Source organism: Staphylococcus sp. HMSC069E10 (genome assembly GCF_001809205.1).
Lineage (GTDB): Bacteria > Bacillota > Bacilli > Staphylococcales > Staphylococcaceae > Staphylococcus > Staphylococcus hominis.
This window is the reverse complement of the sequence record NZ_KV796477.1, coordinates 202,818-221,324: the sequence shown is the minus strand read 5'-3', so window position 1 is coordinate 221,324 and position 18,507 is coordinate 202,818. Positions and strand designations below refer to the sequence as shown.

At 30.6% G+C, this 18,507-nt stretch carries 19 protein-coding genes; 6 read left to right on the top strand and 13 right to left on the bottom strand.

Annotated features, from left to right (window positions below; genetic code table 11):
• Positions 1-534, bottom strand: coding sequence for an SMC-Scp complex subunit ScpB (gene scpB / locus HMPREF2561_RS05005; protein WP_002449749.1), 534 nt, complete (start codon positions 532-534; stop codon positions 1-3).
• Positions 527-1,258 (bottom strand): segregation and condensation protein A, encoded by a 732-nt coding sequence (locus HMPREF2561_RS05000; RefSeq protein ID WP_070468437.1) that lies wholly within the window; start codon positions 1,256-1,258, stop codon positions 527-529. Before HMPREF2561_RS05000 ends, scpB begins: the two co-directional genes overlap by 8 nt.
• Positions 1,259-1,356: 98 nt before the next feature.
• Between HMPREF2561_RS05000 and HMPREF2561_RS04995 the strand changes: the two genes are divergently transcribed.
• Positions 1,357-1,860, top strand: coding sequence for a DUF309 domain-containing protein (locus HMPREF2561_RS04995; RefSeq protein ID WP_048679289.1), 504 nt, complete (start codon positions 1,357-1,359; stop codon positions 1,858-1,860).
• A gap of 25 nt (positions 1,861-1,885) precedes the next feature.
• Here HMPREF2561_RS04995 and xerD read toward each other — a convergent pair whose 3' ends face one another.
• The 3 genes from xerD to HMPREF2561_RS04980 all read right to left on the bottom strand — a co-directional run bounded on the left by xerD (position 1,886) and on the right by HMPREF2561_RS04980 (position 4,027).
• The gene (gene xerD / locus HMPREF2561_RS04990) at positions 1,886-2,773 is read right to left on the bottom strand and encodes a site-specific tyrosine recombinase XerD (RefSeq protein ID WP_048679287.1); all 888 of its coding nucleotides are present in this window, start codon (positions 2,771-2,773) and stop codon (positions 1,886-1,888) included.
• A gap of 164 nt (positions 2,774-2,937) precedes the next feature.
• Positions 2,938-3,384 (bottom strand): ferric iron uptake transcriptional regulator, encoded by a 447-nt coding sequence (locus HMPREF2561_RS04985; RefSeq protein ID WP_048679284.1) that lies wholly within the window; start codon positions 3,382-3,384, stop codon positions 2,938-2,940.
• Between the two features lie 100 nt (positions 3,385-3,484).
• Positions 3,485-4,027 carry an NUDIX domain-containing protein gene (locus tag HMPREF2561_RS04980; protein ID WP_049420513.1) on the bottom strand — a complete coding sequence of 181 codons (543 nt, stop codon included), beginning with the start codon at positions 4,025-4,027 and terminating at the stop codon, positions 3,485-3,487.
• An 81-nt stretch (positions 4,028-4,108) separates the two neighbouring features.
• On the opposite strand from HMPREF2561_RS04980, the gene HMPREF2561_RS04975 reads away from it, so the two are divergent.
• Positions 4,109-5,017 carry an aldo/keto reductase gene (locus tag HMPREF2561_RS04975; protein ID WP_070468435.1) on the top strand — a complete coding sequence of 303 codons (909 nt, stop codon included), beginning with the start codon at positions 4,109-4,111 and terminating at the stop codon, positions 5,015-5,017.
• Between the two features lie 96 nt (positions 5,018-5,113).
• Here the strand turns inward: HMPREF2561_RS04975 and HMPREF2561_RS04970 are convergent, their stop codons facing one another.
• Complete coding sequence (locus HMPREF2561_RS04970) at positions 5,114-5,869, bottom strand: SDR family NAD(P)-dependent oxidoreductase (RefSeq protein ID WP_029376822.1); 756 nt, start codon at positions 5,867-5,869, stop codon at positions 5,114-5,116.
• 107 nt (positions 5,870-5,976) lie between these two features.
• On the opposite strand from HMPREF2561_RS04970, the gene proC reads away from it, so the two are divergent.
• Positions 5,977-6,792, top strand: coding sequence for a pyrroline-5-carboxylate reductase (gene proC, locus HMPREF2561_RS04965; protein WP_017176269.1), 816 nt, complete (start codon positions 5,977-5,979; stop codon positions 6,790-6,792).
• 94 nt (positions 6,793-6,886) lie between these two features.
• Here the strand turns inward: proC and rnz are convergent, their stop codons facing one another.
• Positions 6,887-7,807 (bottom strand): ribonuclease Z, encoded by a 921-nt coding sequence (gene rnz / locus HMPREF2561_RS04960; RefSeq protein WP_049415561.1) that lies wholly within the window; start codon positions 7,805-7,807, stop codon positions 6,887-6,889.
• Positions 7,808-8,049: 242 nt separating this feature from the next.
• Here rnz and zwf point away from each other — a divergent pair, with 242 nt between their 5' ends.
• Together zwf and HMPREF2561_RS04950 are read left to right on the top strand one after the other, a co-directional pair.
• A complete protein-coding gene (gene zwf, locus HMPREF2561_RS04955; RefSeq protein WP_017176267.1) occupies positions 8,050-9,534 on the top strand; it encodes a glucose-6-phosphate dehydrogenase in 1,485 nt (494 codons plus the stop codon).
• Positions 9,535-9,745: 211 nt separating this feature from the next.
• Entirely contained in the window at positions 9,746-10,612 is an 867-nt protein-coding gene (locus tag HMPREF2561_RS04950) for an AraC family transcriptional regulator (RefSeq protein WP_002449782.1), read from the top strand.
• Positions 10,613-10,665: 53 nt separating this feature from the next.
• Here HMPREF2561_RS04950 and HMPREF2561_RS04945 read toward each other — a convergent pair whose 3' ends face one another.
• The 3 genes from HMPREF2561_RS04945 to HMPREF2561_RS04935 all read right to left on the bottom strand — a co-directional run bounded on the left by HMPREF2561_RS04945 (position 10,666) and on the right by HMPREF2561_RS04935 (position 15,281).
• Positions 10,666-12,312 (bottom strand): glycoside hydrolase family 13 protein, encoded by a 1,647-nt coding sequence (locus tag HMPREF2561_RS04945; protein ID WP_070468433.1) that lies wholly within the window; start codon positions 12,310-12,312, stop codon positions 10,666-10,668.
• 360 nt (positions 12,313-12,672) lie between these two features.
• Positions 12,673-14,079 carry an NADP-dependent phosphogluconate dehydrogenase gene (gndA, locus tag HMPREF2561_RS04940; RefSeq protein ID WP_017176264.1) on the bottom strand — a complete coding sequence of 469 codons (1,407 nt, stop codon included), beginning with the start codon at positions 14,077-14,079 and terminating at the stop codon, positions 12,673-12,675.
• Positions 14,080-14,156: 77 nt separating this feature from the next.
• Positions 14,157-15,281: a M20/M25/M40 family metallo-hydrolase gene (locus tag HMPREF2561_RS04935; RefSeq protein ID WP_017176263.1), complete on the bottom strand. Its 1,125-nt coding sequence runs from the start codon at positions 15,279-15,281 to the stop codon at positions 14,157-14,159.
• Between the two features lie 168 nt (positions 15,282-15,449).
• On the opposite strand from HMPREF2561_RS04935, the gene prli42 reads away from it, so the two are divergent.
• On the top strand, positions 15,450-15,545 hold the full coding sequence (gene prli42, locus HMPREF2561_RS10860) for a stressosome-associated protein Prli42 (RefSeq protein ID WP_017176262.1): 96 nt from the start codon (positions 15,450-15,452) through the stop codon (positions 15,543-15,545).
• A gap of 151 nt (positions 15,546-15,696) precedes the next feature.
• Here prli42 and HMPREF2561_RS04930 read toward each other — a convergent pair whose 3' ends face one another.
• The 3 genes from HMPREF2561_RS04930 to HMPREF2561_RS04920 all read right to left on the bottom strand — a co-directional run bounded on the left by HMPREF2561_RS04930 (position 15,697) and on the right by HMPREF2561_RS04920 (position 18,503).
• Positions 15,697-16,674 (bottom strand): aromatic acid exporter family protein, encoded by a 978-nt coding sequence (locus tag HMPREF2561_RS04930; RefSeq protein ID WP_017176261.1) that lies wholly within the window; start codon positions 16,672-16,674, stop codon positions 15,697-15,699.
• Between the two features lie 12 nt (positions 16,675-16,686).
• Positions 16,687-17,124, bottom strand: a complete 438-nt coding sequence (gene brxB, locus HMPREF2561_RS04925; protein ID WP_017176260.1) for a bacilliredoxin BrxB — start codon at positions 17,122-17,124, stop codon at positions 16,687-16,689.
• A 92-nt stretch (positions 17,125-17,216) separates the two neighbouring features.
• Positions 17,217-18,503, bottom strand: a complete 1,287-nt coding sequence (locus HMPREF2561_RS04920) for a dihydrolipoamide acetyltransferase family protein (RefSeq protein ID WP_017176259.1) — start codon at positions 18,501-18,503, stop codon at positions 17,217-17,219.
• Between the last annotated feature and the right edge of the window lie 4 nt (positions 18,504-18,507).

The window sequence follows — 18,507 nt, the reverse complement described above, 5'->3', positions numbered from 1 at the left end:
TTATTTCTCCTTTTGATTTGTAAGTGTACTAAAGAAATTCTCAATCTCTTCGTTATCTTCTTCAGTAGATGGTAATTCTTCTATTGATTTCATTCCAAAAACATTTAAAAATAAATCAGTAGTCATGAGTAAATGACTCCGCGAATTCTCCATGTCTTTTGCTTCAATAAGTCCTCTAGCAATTAATGTTCTCACTGCACCATCAGAATTGATACCTCTTGTTATTTCGATATCACTTCTAGTTAATGGTTGATTATAAGCAATAATTGATAGTGTCTCCATAGCAGCTTGAGATAATTTCATGTTTGCTTTTTGCTTCACTAGTACTTCGATAAAAGGTGCACACTCTTTTTTGGAGGTTAACATATAAATGGAACCATATCTTTGTATTTCAAGACCTTTTGAATGATACGTCGAAATTAATTGATCAAGTTCATCTAAATCCATTTTTAAAATATCTGCAAGCTGACGTGCTTCCAGTCCTTCATCGCCTACAGTAAATAATAAGGACTCTATAATTCCAAGGTTATCCAATCGCATAGTTCACTCCTCTAATGATATTGATGTCTTCAAAGTTATTTGACTGTTCTATATTAATAAGACCTGCTTTAGCCATTTCTAATATTGCTAAGAAATGTGTAACGACTTTACTCACAGGTTCATTAAAGTTAAATAAACTAAAGAAGTTAAATGCTGTTTGTTTCTCTAAATGTTTAGCAACCACTTCAGTAGCTTGTTGAATTGTAAAAGTATCTTTTGAAATTTCAACTACTTTTGGCGTATTTAATGCTACTCTATTTTTTACTCTTTGGTATGCAACAATCAGTTGAGTCAAATCAATCGTTTGATTTTTGTCCCAATGCGTTTCTTTTTCTAAGTGAGATAAATCAGCTGGTGATTTAGTATAATATAATTCTCGTTCTTTCTTTAATTCTGTTAATAGTAAAGAATATTCTTTATAATTTTGATATTCGATTAAACGACCTACAAGTTCCTCACGAGGATCTTCTTCTAAGTCATTTTCAGTTTCTTGTTGTGGCAATAATAATCTACTTTTTATCATTAATAACTCTGAAGCCATCACTAAATATTCACTTGCAATATTAATTTCAACTTCTTTCATTGCATGAACATATTGCATATATTGTTCAGTTAAAGCTTTCATTGGTATATCATAAATATCTATTTCATATTTATGAATTAAATGAAGAAGTAAATCTAATGGGCCATTAAAAGCATCTAATTTAACTTCGTACATAAATTAACTTCCTTGTATTATAAAATCTAAATTGTGCATAATTCACTTAAATATTATAGCATGAATATATATTAGAATTAAATTAAGGATGAGTATTCATGAATAAAGCATTAAGTCACTTCTACTATCAATTTCATACACACCAACATTATTTTTTATGTCATGATATTTTAGAAGAATTATGGAAGTCAAAACCTAATTTTTCTAAGAAAGATGCTGTAGTTAGTTTAATACTATTTTCAACTGCAATGTATCACTATAGACGATGTAATAAGTTAGGTGCATTAAAAAGCTTTAAAAAAGCGTTATATACATTTAAGCATGCAAAAGATAAAGAGACACTTGGTTTAAAGGTCAATGAATTTACTTTATTGATTCAAAATCAAATAGAAAAAGTGAAACATGATCAGACATTTCAACCAATACAGTTGCCAATTAAATCTGCGGTAGAAAGGAAAATTATCAATTTATATCCTAATTATGAATATAAGACACAAATTAACAATGATGACATGATTGTTCATTGTCATCGTCTAAGAGATAGAAGCGATATCATTGCAGCTAGAAAAAAAGCACTTAAAAATAAAAGAAAGAAAAGTTAAATCATTCACTTTTCTTTCTTTTATTTTAAGCTCTAGGATGGAATTGATTATACATTTGTCGTATTTGAGATTTAGACACATGTGTATAAAGTTGCGTTGTTGAAATATCTGAATGACCAAGCATTTCTTGAACTGCTCTTAAATCTGCCCCATTTTCTAAAAGATGTGTAGCAAATGAATGTCTCAACGTATGAGGAGTTAAAGTTTTATTAATATTGGCCTTTGAACCATATTGTTTAATCATCTTCCATATCCCTTGTCTAGTTAAAGGTCTACCGTGCATATTTAAAAACAATACATTCGTAATAGTCTTTTTCAAAAGTTGAGGACGTATCTTTTCTAAATACGTATCTAGAAATTCAATCACAGTGTCTCCTAATGGTATAATTCGTTCTTTATTACCTTTACCAAATACTCTAACAAATCCCATAATAAGATTTATATCCTCAATATTAATTTGTATCAGTTCAGAAACACGCATGCCAGTCGCATATAATAATTCTAATATTGTACGATCACGATACCCATTTTTCTTATTTAAGTCCGGTGTTTCCAAAAGTTGAATGACTTCCTCAACTTCTAAAACATCGGGTAACTTCTTCTCATATTTCGGAGTCTCAATTAAGACAGTTGGATCTTTAGCGGCATATTTTTCTCTAAGTGCAAATTGATGAAAATTGCGAATTGTAGAGATAAAACGCGCCATTGATTTAGCAGAAGCACCTTGGTCTATTAAATATCCTAAGCATTCTTGTATAACTTGGCGATCAATAAAATCGATATGAGCAATTTTATGTTCTTTCATGTATTCTTCATATTTAGCTAAATCACGTCGATATGCGCCGATAGTATTTTCACTCAATCCCTTTTCAATTTGAATAAATTTTAAGAATTCTTCAATAATCGTCTTCATATTACACCTCTGTTTATATAAAAAAGGTATGAAATAGAATTCAAAGTTGATTCTTAATTTCACACCTTCTATCGATTAATTATTACATATTACTTTTTTATCTTGAAAAGTTCTTCAAGCATTTGTATATAGAGTTGATACAACACTTTATTAGGTTTAACTTATTATTTACCTTTAGCTTGGCATTCTGAACATATACCGTGAAATGTTAAGCGATGATCCAAAATTTTAAATTGATATTCTGATTCAACACGTTCTTCTACTTTTGGTAGTAAGTCTTCATGAATTTCATCTACCTTACCACATTCCATACAAACTAAGTGATGATGAAAATGTTTAGCACCTTCTTTTCTCAAATCAAATCGCGCTACGCCATCACCAAAATTAATTTTATCTACTACTTTTAATTCAGCAAGTAGTTCTAAAGTTCGATAAACAGTAGCTAAACCTATTTCAGGTGCTTTATCTTTTACTTTTAAATATACATCTTCAGCACTGAGATGATCTTTTTCATTCTCAATTAACACACGAACTGTTGCTTCGCGTTGAGGTGTTAATTTATAAGAAGATTGCTGTAATTGTTGTTTTACTCTATTTAGACGTTCTTCCACGGGAGCATCACTCCTCAATTAATTATAATCATTTTAAACTAAATTATTTCAATTAATAAATTACCAATAAATTTAGTGAAAATCAAGTAGTTATCACATCTTATTTAGAATGATTATAATTTAATAATACATATTGTAAAGCAATCATTGTTTTCGCATCTTCAATTTCATGATTTTCTAAAAGTGCATGGATATCGTCTAAGTGTATTTTATGCAATTCTACAAATTCGTCATCATCCAAATTTAATTCTCCTACACTTAAATGATCAGTAAAATAAATAGTTAGTTTCTCATTTGAAAATCCTGGAGAACCATACATATGAGTGATGAACGTTAGATGATTAGCTTTGTAGCCAGTTTCTTCTTCTAATTCGCGTTTAGCTGCTTCTTCTCTTTCTTCATCTTCTTCTAGTTTACCTGCTGGAATTTCTAACAAGGGTTTTTCAATAGGTTTACGATATTGTTTAACCAATAATACTTCTTTTTCTGGAGTAATAGCGCAAATTGCCACAGCACCATTATGCTTGATAATTTCTCTCTTGGAAGTTTTTCCGTCTGGTAATTCCACATCGTGTATTTCTAGATCGATAATTTTACCATTATAAATGACTGTTCTATCAAAAGTTTTTTCATTAAAGTCCATTATATCCACGTCCCTTTTCATTAAGTTAATAAATTGATAAGATAAATGCGTTAACTAAAGTGTATCGGAAGGAGATTGTTCATGCAAAAAAATATATTAAAAAGTGGCATTGAAATTTCGGAACTAGGTTTAGGCTGTATGAGTTTAGGCACAGAATATCATCATGCAGAAGAAATTATTGAGTGTGCAATTGAAAATGGTATCACATATTTTGATACCGCAGATATTTATGATAGAGGGGTCAATGAAGACATTGTTGGAAAGTCTTTAAAGAAATATCAAAATAGAGATGATATTGTTATAGGAACAAAAGTAGGAAATAGACCACTTAATGATGGTAGTACTACTTGGGATCCTTCAAAAAAATATATTAAAGAAAGTGTTAAAAGTTCTTTAAAACGTTTAGGCTTAGAACAGTTAGATCTTTATCAACTTCACGGAGGTACAATTGATGATCCCCTAGATGAGACGATTAGTGCATTCGATGAACTGAAAAAAGAAGGTGTAATCAAAGCTTATGGAATCTCTTCTATTAGACCTAACGTGATTGAGTATTATTTAAAACACAGTCAAATAGAAACGATTATGTCTCAATTTAATCTTATTGATAATCGTCCAGAACGTCTTTTAAATCATATTCATTCTCATGGCGTAAAAGTTTTAGCACGTGGTCCCATGTTTAAAGGGTTACTTACTTCAAATAGTGTTAATGTACTTGATCAGAAATTCTCTGATGGTATTTTTGACTATAATTATCATGAATTAGGAGAAACGATTGCTTCTGTTAAGGAAGTTGAAAGTAATTTAAGTGCTTTATCATTCGAATATTTAAAATCCCATGATGCATTAGGTTCTATTATTGTTGGTGCAAGTTCTGTTTCACAATTAAAAGATAATATTGCTAATTTTAATAAAACAGTAAGTTTGGATCAAATTAAATCTGCACGTCACCGTGTGAAAGATTTGGAATATACTCAGCATCTTGAGTAAGGAATCATTATTATAAATTCTTATAAACAATCGTTGATGTAAAGTACAAGTGATGAAGTATCTATGATGAATGCTTCATCACTTTTTTAGGTTAAATTATATTTTATTTTTAAACAATGAAGTAAAATATTTTTCAATTTTTCTAGGAGCTAATTGGTAAAGTTTTAATAGTGGATTCATCCATAGCGGCTTGTTAATTTCTACTTTACGAGTGATGATACCTTTAACGATGTCTTCTGCGAGTATTTTGGGATCTATCATTAGTGATGCATATTTATTAGCATACTTCAATGATGGATCTGCTTTTTTATGAAATGGTGTATTAATGGGACCTGGATTAACAGTCATTACATGAAAGTCTTGTTCCTCAATTCTTAGAGCATTTAATACGCCATTTAAAGCAGCTTTAGATGAGCCATAAAATGCAGCATTCGCTTGCGTTACAAATGCTGCCTGACTTGAAATAGCCACTATAGAAGCGTTCATTGTTAAATAGGGTTTAACAGTTTTAAATAATGTAATAAAACCAAGCACATTTACATCATAAGTTTCCATGATTTCTTCTAACGAATGAGATTGTATTGATTTAAAAAAGCCTAAACCTGCACTATAAATGATTCCGTCAATCGGATAACAAAGAGATTTAGAAATATTATCTATTTGTGAAATATCTTGTAAATTACATTTAATCATTGAAACACGATGTTTGTACGGATTAAAATTAATATTTTCGAATTTCTCCGTACTACGAACAATGAGGGTAATATATGCGCCTTTTTTTAATAATTCTTTCGTTATTTCTAAACCTAAGCCACTAGTTCCTCCAGTTACGATGAAATGTTTACCTACAATCACGGATGACTCTCTCCTATCTAACAAGTATAGTTAATTTTTGATAATAATTATATTGAATATGTTACTATAGTTTTATCAATTAAGGGTAAGGATGGTGCTGTTTTATGAAGTTAGTATTTTATGGCGCTGGTAACATGGCACAAGCCATTTTTAAAGGAATTATTGATTCTAAAATATTAAATCATAACGATATTTATTTAACAAATAAATCAAATGAAAATACGTTAAAATCATTTGCGAAAGAATTAGGAGTAAAATATAGTTACGATGATGCATTTTTATTAAAAGATGCAGATTATGTTTTTCTAGGTACTAAGCCTCATGATTTTGAAACGGTCGCATCACGTATTAAATCACATATACAATCAGACCATCGTTTTATATCTATTATGGCTGGTTTATCGATAAATTATATCCGAGAAAAGTTAGAAACGAATAATCCCGTTGCTAGAATTATGCCCAATACAAATGCACAGGTAGGTCATTCAGTAACAGGTATTAGTTTTTCTGGTAATTTCGATCCTCATTCTAAAGATGAAGTAACAGAATTAATTAGTGCTTTTGGCTCAGTTATTGAAGTTGACGAAGAATATTTACATCAAGTGACGGCTATTACAGGAAGCGGACCAGCTTTTTTATATCATGTATTTGAACAATATGTTAAAGCAGGAACATCATTAGGTCTTGAAAAAAAACAAGTTGAAGAATCCATTAAGAATCTCATTATTGGAACAAGTAAGATGATTGAACGATCGGATTTAAGTATGGAACAACTTAGAAAAAATATTACCTCTAAAGGTGGCACAACACAAGCTGGATTAAATGAACTTGATCGACATGATATTGAGAGTATTTTTAAAGCCTGTCTAGATGCTGCAGTTCATAGAAGTATCGCCCTTTCTAAAAGTGAAGATGAGTAATAAATATTAAAAATAACTATAACGAAAATTAAGTCATACATATCGTTATAGCTATTTTTTAGTTTTTACGTAGCATTTAAAACGCTATTATTATTTAAAATTTGAATGTATCAAAGTCTTTAACAAACTCAAAATTTGGTGTATCTTTCATTTCTTTTAATGCACGGTTTATCTCTTCTATATCTTCTAAATTATATCGATTACTTAGATGGGTAATAAAACTTTTCTTCACATTAGACTGATGAATTAACCTAAATACATCGTCAATGTGACTATGATGATAGTTATTTGCTAAAATTTTGTCACCGTCAATATATGTTGCTTCATGAATCATAATATCCGCATTTTCTGCAAGTATATATTCGTTATCACATGGTTTCGTATCTCCAAAAATAGTAACAATAGGTCCTGGTTTGGCTGGACCTTTAAAGTCTTTAGAAAGATAAATTTGATTATTATATTCAAAAGTATCAAACATTTTTACTTCTTGATATTTAGGACCCGGTTCTAGTCCAATGGCCTTTAATGCAGTTACATCAATTGTACCTGGTGTTGTAGGAGCCTCAATTCGATAACCATATGAAGGTATACCATGATTTAATAACCTTGATGAAACTGTAAAGCCATTATGATGATATGTAAAATTATTATCAATTTCAATATATGTAATAGGATAGTTTAAATGAGATTCAGATAATTTCAAAGCGGTTTCAATAAATTGTTGCAAACCTGTTGGCCCTATTAACGTCAATGGCTTATCTTCTCCACCTTGGAATGAACGACTTGTTAATAATCCAGGTAATCCAAAAATGTGGTCGCCATGCATATGCGTGATAAAAATATGATCAACTTTGCCTAATTTTATCGAGTGATGCAAAATTTGATGTTGAGTCCCCTCTCCTACATCGAATAACCATATTGAATTTGAATAAGGTTCTAGGTTTAAAGCAATCGCTTGAGTATTACGATCTTTAGTAGGTAAACCCGCACTCGTTCCAAAAAATGTAACTTCCATGCATTTGCCTCCTCTTTCTTCAATATATTTTATCATACGTCTATAAGTTTGTTATCATATGAAATAAAATAAATGAATTTATCAGAATTTAGGGTATAATGTAACTTATAAAAAATAAATTGTATGTTATTTAGTTTAATGTTGTAAATATTATCAACAATTTTAGGCAAAAACATATCAAGAAAAACAGTTTTAATTTATAATGAATTAATCATAGCAATTAAAGAATTGAGGTTTTGAATTTGAACACACACACTAAACATATCCCTTGTTTAATTACTATATTTGGCGCAACTGGAGATTTGAGTCATAGAAAATTATTCCCTTCTTTATTCCACTTATATCAACAAGATAATTTAGATGAACATATTGCCATTATTGGCGTTGGTCGAAGAGATTATACTAACGACTTTTTCCGTGAACAAGTTAAACAATCTATTCAAACGCACGTCAAAGATACTGATCGACTCGATGAATTCATAGAACATGTTTTTTATTTTAAAAATGATGTCAATGAAGAAGAAAGTTATCATGAATTATTAGCATTCTCTAATGAACTTGATGATACATTTAAATTAGAAGGTAATCGCCTATTCTATTTAGCAATGGCACCTCAATTCTTTGGACCAATTTCTGATTATTTAAAAGCTTCTGGCTTAACTGAAACTAAAGGATTTAAACGCCTTGTAATTGAAAAACCATTTGGTAGTGATTTTAAATCTGCTGAAAAATTAAATAATCAATTACGACAATCATTTAAAGAAGAAGAAATATACAGAATTGATCACTATCTTGGTAAAGATATGGTGCAAAATATCGAAGTTCTACGATTCGCTAATGCGATGTTTGAACCTCTTTGGAATAATAAGTATATCTCTAATATACAAATCACTTCTTCAGAAATACTAGGTGTTGAAGATCGTGGAGGTTATTATGAATCGAGCGGTGCATTAAAAGATATGGTACAAAACCATATGTTACAAATGGTTGCATTACTAGCAATGGAAGCACCTATTAGTCTTAAAAGTGAAGATATTCGAGCTGAAAAGGTGAAAGTATTAAAATCTTTAAGACAATTAAAACCTGAAGAAGTCAATCAAAACTTTGTGCGTGGACAATATGGAGAAGGAACTATTAATGACCAACGTGTTATCGCTTATAGAGATGAAGATCGTGTTGCATCTGATTCCAATACACCAACCTTTGTTTCTGGAAGATTAACTATCGATAACTTCCGTTGGGCTGGTGTACCATTCTACATTCGTACTGGTAAGCGTATGAAGTCTAAATGTATACAAGTTGTTGTAGAATTTAAAGAAGTTCCTATGAATTTATATTATCAAACGGATCGATTACTAGATTCTAATTTATTAGTTATTAATATTCAACCTAATGAAGGTATTTCATTACACTTAAATGCTAAGAAAAGTATTCAAGGTATCGAAACAAAGCCTGTTCAACTGTCTTATGCTATGAGTGCACAAGATAAAATGAACACAGTAGATGCATATGAAAACTTGTTATTCGATTGTCTTAAAGGTGATGCAACGAACTTTACACATTGGGAAGAACTTAAATCTACATGGAAATTTGTAGACGCTATTCAAGAACATTGGACTATGATTGATCCAAACTTCCCTAACTATAAATCAGGGACAAATGGCCCTATCGAAAGTGATTTATTATTAAGCAGAGACGGAAATCATTGGTGGGACGATATTCAATAAACAGATATACTAGACGTTTCATGTGATAAATGTATAAAGGATAAGACACATTATATTATTTTCACTCATTGAAAATAAGGTCTTGTCCTTTTTAAATTGAATATCGAAAGAGTCATTTAAAAATTTAATTTAATTTTATATTATTGATGTATATTTTTATAAAATAATGTAAAATATTAGTATTGATTGTAAATTTATTGGAGTGAAAGTTTTGGACGTTATCAAGCAGATACAACAGGCAATTGTATATATAGAAGATCATTTATTAGAGCCTTTTAATTTGCAAGATTTAAGTGATTACGTTGGTCTCTCTCCTTACCATCTTGATCAATCGTTTAAAATGATTGTTGGACAACCTCCTGAAAGTTATGCTCACTCTCGAAAAATGACTGAAGCTGCTAAAGAAATGATACAAAGTTCTTCGAGATTAGTTGATGTAGCAAAACGCTATAATTATTTAAGTTCAAATGACTTTGCAAATGATTTTAGTGATTTTCATGGAATATCTCCTATTCAAGCTTCTACTAAAAAAGAAGAACTAAAAATGAATGAACGCTTGTATATTAAATTAACAACTACAGAAAGAGCACCATACCCTTACAGACTAGAAACGACTAAAGACACACCTTTAGTTGGATATGTAAAATATATTGAGGCTAATCAACTATCTAACCCTTACAAAGTTCCTGACTTTTTAGAAGATTTATATTTAGATGGTAAAATAAAAGAATTAAAACGATATAATAATATAAGTCCATATGAGTTATTTGTTATTACATGTCCTTTAGATGAAGGTGTAGAATTATTTGTGGGCGTACCTAGTGAACGTTATCCAGCTCACTTAGAAAGCCGATTGTTACCAGGGCGACACTATGCAAAATTTAATTTGCAAGGTCAAGTGGATTATACTGTTAATGAAGCTTGGTATTATATTGAATCCAGCTTACAACTTACTCTACCCTATGAAAAAAATAGCTTATATGTTGAAATTTATCCTTTTGATCTCTCATTCGAGGACCCGTTCACTAAAATACAATTATGGCTACCTATTAAACAAGAAACTTATGATATAGAATAAAAGAAGCGTTAGATGACTAAGTTATTAAACTTATGTCATCTAACGCTTTACTATTAAAGTTCGGCTACGAATGCTTCAAAAGGTTTCATATTAGTGATATCTAAATCATTTTTATAATTGTGTAGCTTAATTTGAGATGTTTCAACTTCAAATGGTAAATTTAATGATGCAACATGATCTGTTAAATTTCCTGCAACTAGAACTGTCTTATTATTAAGTTTACGTGTGTAAGCAAAAATATTCTCATTCGCATCATCGATTAAATTAAATTCACCATAAGTATATATATCATCGGATTTTTTTAATTTAATTAGACGTTTATAAAAATTAAGAACGGAATCTGAATCTTCGGATTGTTGTGCTACATTTATTGTTTTATAGTTAGGGTTGACTGGGAACCATGGCGTACCTTCAGTAAAACCTCCATTTACTTCATTAGTCCACTGCATAGGTGTTCTAGAATTATCACGATTCTCCATTTTATATTTATCTAATAACTGATTAACATCTCCACCTTGAGATTTAACAATTTGATATTCTGTTTTTACAGCAACATCGTTAAATGTTTCAATACTTTCAAATGGATAGTTTGTCATACCAATTTCTTGACCTTGATAAATAAAAGGTGTGCCTTGTTGTAAGAAATATACCACTGCATGGCTAGTAGCAGATTCAAACCAATACTTTGTATCATCTCCCCAAGTAGAAACACGTCTAGGTTGATCATGATTTTCAATAAATAGTGCATTCCATCCTATACTCTCTAGTTGTTTTTGCCAACGGTTTAATACATTTTTATAAGATAAAACATCAAATTTAGAGTCTCCAGTACTCCATAAACCTAAATGTTCAAATTGGAAAATCATATTGAATTTACCTTCTTTTTCTCCAACCCACTCTTTTGCATTATCTGGATTTACGCCATTTGCTTCGCCAACAGTCATAATGTCATAATGGCTAAGTGATTTGTCCTTCATTTCTTGAAGCCAATCTTGAATGCCTGGTTGATTCATATCAACATCAAATGCTGGAGCGTATTGTTTTCCTTTTGGAACAGGTAAATCACCAGCTTCAAATGTTTTTTTGATATGTGTGATCGCATCGACTCTAAAGCCATCAATTCCTTTTTCGAACCACCAATTCATCATTTTAAAAACAGCTTCTCTAACGTCAGGATTACTCCAATTTAAATCAGGTTGCTTTTTACTAAATAAGTGGAAATAATACTGTTTTGTTGTGTCATCATATTCCCATGTTGAACCATTGAAAATACTTTCCCAATTATTAGGTTCAGAACCGTCAGATTTAGGATCTGCCCAAATATACCAATCTCGTTTAGGATTATCTTTACTAGAACGAGATTCTATAAACCATGGGTGTTCATCAGATGTATGGTTAACAACAAGGTCTAAAATTAATTTCATTCCACGCTTATGAGTCTCAGATAATAAATGATTAAAGTCTTCCATTGTTCCAAATTCTTCCATAATATCTTGATAATCACTAATATCATAACCATTATCATCGTTTGGAGATTTATACATTGGACTAAGCCAAATGACATCAATACCTAAATCTTTCAGATAGTCCAATTTTTCTACCATCCCTGGTAAATCACCAATACCATCATTATTGCTATCATTAAAACTTCTCGGATACACTTGATATGCTACGGCTTCTTTCCACCAATTTTTTTCCATTTATATCGCTCCTTTGAAAGTATTATGTAAATCAATTAACTTTGAAATAATTAATCATAATATTCGAGTTAAATATTTAATAGTCAATGTTAGTCTTCAATATATAATCTAAATTTTTCTGGATTTATATAAATATAAAATAATATGTAATAGCATTATATAGCGATAATCCAGTTATTTAGAAAACGTTTACACCTATATTTATCGTACTAATCGAGTCTCTAAATGTCAACTTGGGATATATCGATTAAATGTAAATTAAATAGCAAGGCTATATGTATTAAGACATCTATACAAAACTGTCATAATAAAAAAATCTGAGACACTTAATGATGTCCCAGATTTTTAATTCTACAATGATTATTCTTCAGTCCATTGAGTATGGAAAATACCATCTTTATCTTTACGTTCATACGTATGTGCACCAAAATAATCACGTTGAGCTTGAATTAAATTAGCAGGTAGATCTTCTGAACGGTAGCTATCATAATAGCTGATACTTGCTGAGAAACCAGGTGTTGGTACGCCATTTTTAACACCAGTAGCAACTACTTCTCTAAGTGCATCTTGATATTCAGTAACAATACCTTTGAAATAAGGGTCTAATAATAAGTTTTGAAGACCTGAATTATTGTCATATGCGTCTTTAATTTTTTGTAAGAATTGAGCACGAATAATACAACCTTCACGCCAAATCATTGCTAAATCACCTAATTTAAGGTTCCATTCATTTTCATTGCTCGCTTTACGCATTTGGGCGAAACCTTGAGCGTATGAACAAATTTTACTCATATATAACGCTTTACGGATTTTTTCTAAGAAGTCTTCTCTATTGCCATCAAAGTTTGATTTAGGGCCACTTAATACTTTCGATGCATTTACGCGTTCTTCTTTAATTGAAGAAATGAAACGTGCAAATACAGATTCAGTAATGATTGTTAATGGTATACCTAATTCTAATGCATTAATTGATGTCCATTTACCAGTTCCTTTTTGACCCGCAGTATCAAGAATTTTTTCTACAAGAGGTTCATTATTTTCATCTAATTTAGTGAAAATATCGCCTGTTATTTCAATTAAATAACTTTCTAATTCTCCAGCATTCCATTCTTTAAACGTTTTAGAAATTTCTTCATGAGACATACCTAATAATTCTTTCATCATTGCATAACTTTCAGCAATTAATTGCATATCAGCATATTCGATACCATTATGAACCATTTTTACATAATGTCCTGCACCATTTGGTCCAATATATTCTACACATGCAGCACCATCTTTTGCTTTAGCAGCAATGGCATCTAAAATATCACTTACTTTGTTGTAAGCTTCTTGTTGACCACCAGGCATTAAAGATGGACCAGTTAACGCTCCGATTTCACCACCAGAAACACCCATTCCAATAAAGTTGATACCACTTTCAGCAAGTGCTTTGTTACGACGAATTGTATCTTGATAGTTTGTATTACCGCCATCAATTAAAATGTCATCGTCATCTAATAAAGGCAATAAGCTATCAATTGTTGCATCTGTAGCAGGACCAGCTTTAACCATTAATAATATTTTACGTGGTTTTTCTAAAGAGTTTACAAAATCTTCTAAAGAATACGTTGGATGAATTTGTTTACCTTCTGATTCCTTAATCATTAAATCTGTTTTATCACTAGAACGGTTATAAACAGATACGCTATAACCACGTGATTCGATATTCCATGCTAGGTTTTTACCCATAACAGCTAAACCTACTACACCTATTTGTTGAGTCATATTACTTACCTCTCTTATTCAATAATTTCATTAGTATTGTATCACAAAAATATAAATGACTTCACTAAAGTAAAATATTATTTCGCTACTAATTCAACAATTTTAATCAATTGATTCGTAAGTTGATTTAAAGCAGCTACAGGAATACGTTCAGAAGTAGTATGAATATGTTCATATCCTACACCTAATATAACAGTTGGAATATGATACGTATTAATAATACTTCCATCTGAACCTCCGCCAGCAATAACAGTTTTACCTGAAAGGCCTAAAATTTTCGCACTTTTTATAGCATATTGAGTTACAGTCTCAGAATCGTTTCTTCTAAAACCAGGATAACTCTTAGAAATTTCAACGTTTGCTTTACCCCCTAATTCTTTTGCTGTCGTTTCGAAAGTCTCTTTCATATGGTTGACTTGATATTCTAAACTTTTATCATTATGCGAACGAGCTTCTCCCTCTAAAATGACTTTATCTGCAACAATATTTGTAGCAGAACCACCATAAAATTTACCAATATTCGCTGTGGTATCTTGATCAATCTGACCTAAATGCATTTTATTAATCGCCTTAGCTGCAATATGAATTGCACTTATACCTTGGTTGGGTTTACTAGCATGTGCTGTTTTCCCATAAATAGTTGTATTGATAATCATTTGAGTTGGAGCACCCACCACTGTTGTTCCAACCGCTTGGCTGGCATCGACAGCATAGCCGAACTCCGCATCTATCAAGTTTTGATCTAATTCTTTAGCACCTTTTAAACCTGCTTCTTCTCCTACAGTGATAATAAATTGAATTTGTCCATGAGGTAATTGTTGTTCGTTTATAGTTTGAATCATTTCTAACAAAGCAGCTATACCTGCTTTATCATCTGCTCCTAATACAGTTGTGCCATTTGAATATACATAGCCATCTTCTTTAAGGATCGGTTTAACGTTAATACCTGGAACAACCGTATCCATATGGCTAGTAAAATAGATTTTAGAAACATGTTCTTTTCCTTTACTACTTGGTAAGGTACAAATTAAATTATTTGCACCTAACCATTCTCTTTTAGACGCATTATCTTCTACAACTTTTAATCCTAAATCTATAAATTTCTTTTTTAGAATGGGTTGTATCGTTTCTTCATTCCCAGTTTCAGAATTAATTTGCACTAACTCTAAAAAAGTATTAAGTAAACGGCGACTATTAATCATTATGAAAACCCCTTTCTTATATAGATAATATTTTAACTGACTTTGACAATTAGAGTAAATAAATTGATTGCCATTTTTATCGAAATCATTTAAGGTTATTTTATATACTATAAGTTATTAATATAACGAATAATCAAATTATTTTAAAGGTTTCAAGGAGCGTTTACATTGAATAATAAAGTGCTAAAGATTATTATCATTATCATGTTAATTGCAGTTGTAGCTGCATTGTTACTTACAAGTCTTGTTCCTCTCATGCATTAAAAATTAATTAGATTAAAAACTATCGACAAAAATTCGAATTTGACGATAGTTTTTATTATTATTTCTTAAAATTATGCAAATAAAAAAGACAAACTTTTTGTATTTAAAGAAAGTTTGTCTTTTTACTTTGATTAGAAGTTAATCTTAGATGTTATATTTCACTATGTAATTTTAAAGAGCCGAATTGAGATTTAATATTTAAATATTCTTCTAATTCATTTAAAATTTGCATCATACTTGCTCTTGATTTTAAAGATTGATGTGATTCTGGCAATGGCAATTCGTCTAATTTTAAACGTATCTCATATAATGAATGTAGTCTTAATACAGTATAATCATTACTATTAACATTATCTCCAATTTCAGCCATTAAATGGGCAACAGTCTCTAACAAAGGATCATTAGCTGAAGTATTATGAATTAATGTTTGGATTCTGCGTAGTATTTCTAGTTGTTCTTCTCTCATATCAAAATAGTGATAATATGAGTTTTCATTTCGCACAAAGTGATTTTTAACGTCTCTAAAAGCAATAGATTTAGCCTTACGAATATTGTTTTCTAATGTATCAAAAGAAATTGACAATTGTTTATTAATATTTAAACATGCTTCACTATATTGTGTAAATATTGTTTTAATTTCATTTTCAATTTCTTTCTTAAAATTACCTAATGTATTATCTAGACTAGGCATAATTAAATTCATTAAAAATGCTATTCCTAAGCCAATGATAAGAAGTAAAATTTCATTAATAATTAAATGAAGCCCAATAACTTTGGCATTAAATACGTGAAGTAAAATGACACAACTTGTCACTACACCTTCTTGAACATTCAACATCACTGTAAGTGGAATAAATAATAAAACAATTAATCCTAAAACGATTGCATTTTGACCAAGTAAATTAAAAATAAATGAACCAAAAAATAACATTAATAAACACGAAACGAATCGAGAACCAATTGCTTGTAGTGAGTGAACCTTAGTATGTTTAATACATAGAACAATGAGGATAGCACTTGAAGCATAGTTATCAAGCCCTATCCATTTAGCTAAAATAACACCTAAAGTAATTCCTACAGCTGTTTTAAGTGTTCTAAATCCAATTCTATAAGGATTTAAAGTTAGCATGTATTGTTCCTCTTATCTTTCTTCACAATACTTATCAAATAACTTTTGAAGTTGATTGATAACATCCATTACGTCATGACCTTCTATTTGATGGCGTTCTATCATTTCAGTAATCTTACCATCTTTCATCAGTGCAAATGAAGGACTTGAAGGTGCGTATCCTTCAAAATAGTCTCTTGCTTGCTGAGTTGCTTCTTTATCTTGACCAGCAAATACAGTAACCAATCTATTAGGTAACTTATCATAATGAAGTGCGTGACTTGCTGCTGGACGCGCTATACCTCCTGCACATCCACAAACAGAATTTATCATTACGAGTGTAGTGCCATCTTGTTTAAATACTTTATCAACTTCATCTGAAGTAGTTAATTGTTCATAACCAGCAGATTCAATTTCATTTCTAGCTTGTTCTACAACACCATTCATATATAAATCAAAATTTAAATCCATTTAGAATCACCTTTCAGTCAATTATTATTTATTGTCATTTTACTAATTTACAACATATAGTTCAAATAGGTTGGTTGTAATATAACAAACTTTTAATAAATATTTGTTGTTTCAATTGAATAGCTTTCAATTCGATTTTTTACTTGCGACATAAATCGTCCAGTTTGAACACCATCTAAAATACGATGATCAATTGAAATACATAAATTAACCATATTTCTTATAGCTATCATATCGTCGATGACAACAGGTTTTTTAACAATTGATTCTACTTGTAAAATTGCTGCTTGAGGATGATTAATAATACCCATTGAAGATACAGAACCAAATGTACCAGTATTATTAACTGTAAAAGTACCACCAGTCATGTCTTCTTGAGCCAGTTGTTGATTTCGAGCTTTTTGTGCTAGTTGATTGATTTCTCTAGCAATACCTTTAATTGATTTTTCATCAGCATTTTTAATTACAGGAACATATAATTTATCTTCATCAGCTACAGCTATTGAAATATTGATGTCTTTATGAATTATAATTTCATTACCATCCCAACTGCTATTAAGTAATGGATTAGATTTCAAAGCTTCTGCTACAGCTTTTACAAAGAAAGCAAAGAAAGTTAAATTATATCCTTCTTGTTTTTTAAACACAGTCTTATAATGATTTCTAGTTTTCACAAGATTTGTAGCATCGACTTCTATCATCATCCAGCCATGTGGAATTTCAGTGGCACTGGTAACCATATTTTGGGCAATTGCTTTTCGCACGCCTTTAACTGATATTGTATAATCGTCTAATGGTTCATTTGATGAAGCGTTATTATTTCTTGAAGTTGTTTCGGAATGATTCGTTATCTGAGTGGTATATGTTTCTTTTGAATTTTGTTGGTTATTTTCTTGAATATAAGTTTCAATATCTTTTTTGGTTACTCTACCTTCAAATCCTGTGCCTGGGACTTGTGATAAATCAATATCGTTTTCTGAAGCTATCTTAAATACGACTGGAGAAAATCTTCCATTATTGATCGAATGCTTAGATGATTGATTTGTGTTAGAAGGCTTAGACTGGCTCTTTACAGAATTACTTTGTGTTTGACTGGGTGTTTCATTAGTTTCGTTAGTATCGTCTTGATTAGAATTTAAAGATGTATCATCGGGTTGAATTTTACAAATGGTTTGATTGATTTCAATCGTTTCACCTTCAGTAGCAATTAACTCTGTAATTGTACCAGAAATAGTTGAAGGAACTTCTGCTGTTACTTTATCTGTAACTACTTCACATAGTGGTTCATATTCATCCACATGATCCCCTTCAGAAACTAACCATTGTTCGATTGTACCTTCATGGACACTTTCTCCTAATTTTGGCATTTTAACATCCATTATG

Excerpts from the sequence above, each read along its gene's own strand:
- HMPREF2561_RS05000 (WP_070468437.1), bottom strand. The coding sequence starts at position 1,258 with ATGTACGAAGTTAAATTAGATGCTTTTAATGGCCCATTAGATTTACTT.
- HMPREF2561_RS04995 (WP_048679289.1), top strand. The coding sequence starts at position 1,357 with ATGAATAAAGCATTAAGTCACTTCTACTATCAATTTCATACACACCAA.
- xerD (WP_048679287.1), bottom strand. The coding sequence starts at position 2,773 with ATGAAGACGATTATTGAAGAATTCTTAAAATTTATTCAAATTGAAAAG.
- HMPREF2561_RS04980 (WP_049420513.1), bottom strand. The coding sequence starts at position 4,027 with ATGGACTTTAATGAAAAAACTTTTGATAGAACAGTCATTTATAATGGT.
- HMPREF2561_RS04975 (WP_070468435.1), top strand. The coding sequence starts at position 4,109 with ATGCAAAAAAATATATTAAAAAGTGGCATTGAAATTTCGGAACTAGGT.
- proC (WP_017176269.1), top strand. The coding sequence starts at position 5,977 with ATGAAGTTAGTATTTTATGGCGCTGGTAACATGGCACAAGCCATTTTT.
- rnz (WP_049415561.1), bottom strand. The coding sequence starts at position 7,807 with ATGGAAGTTACATTTTTTGGAACGAGTGCGGGTTTACCTACTAAAGAT.
- HMPREF2561_RS04945 (WP_070468433.1), bottom strand. The coding sequence starts at position 12,312 with ATGGAAAAAAATTGGTGGAAAGAAGCCGTAGCATATCAAGTGTATCCG.
- gndA (WP_017176264.1), bottom strand. The coding sequence starts at position 14,079 with ATGACTCAACAAATAGGTGTAGTAGGTTTAGCTGTTATGGGTAAAAAC.
- HMPREF2561_RS04935 (WP_017176263.1), bottom strand. The coding sequence starts at position 15,281 with ATGATTAATAGTCGCCGTTTACTTAATACTTTTTTAGAGTTAGTGCAA.
- HMPREF2561_RS04930 (WP_017176261.1), bottom strand. The coding sequence starts at position 16,674 with ATGCTAACTTTAAATCCTTATAGAATTGGATTTAGAACACTTAAAACA.
- brxB (WP_017176260.1), bottom strand. The coding sequence starts at position 17,124 with ATGGATTTAAATTTTGATTTATATATGAATGGTGTTGTAGAACAAGCT.
- HMPREF2561_RS04920 (WP_017176259.1), bottom strand. The coding sequence starts at position 18,503 with ATGGATGTTAAAATGCCAAAATTAGGAGAAAGTGTCCATGAAGGTACA.